This is a genomic window from Streptomyces sp. NRRL B-24572 (assembly GCF_002156145.1).
Taxonomy (GTDB): Bacteria; Actinomycetota; Actinomycetes; order Streptomycetales; family Streptomycetaceae; genus Streptomyces; species Streptomyces vietnamensis.
Map to the genome: position 1 here is coordinate 1 of NZ_MWIG01000883.1, position 247 is coordinate 247.

General features: G+C 69.6%; 1 pseudogene. It reads left to right on the forward strand.

What is annotated here, in order from left to right:
- Nucleotides 1–247 (forward strand): annotated as a pseudogene (locus tag CCN56_RS44015) (hypothetical protein); the annotation flags it as partial.

Sequence of the window (247 nt, forward strand, 5' to 3'; positions counted from 1 at the left end):
CCGGCGCCGGACGCTCCGCGCTCCTCAACTCGCTCCAGACCGCCAACGGGTGCCTCGACTTCTCCCGTTCCTCCTCCCTGAACCTCACGGCGGCCAGCCCGGGCCTGACGTACGTGCCGTTCGCGATCGACGGCGTCAGCTACGCCATCACCCCCGGCTCCTCGATCCCGCGCAAGCTCGCGATGGCCGACCTCAAGGCCATCTACCACTGCGACCCCAACTACGTGGGCGCCGGGCCGAACTACGA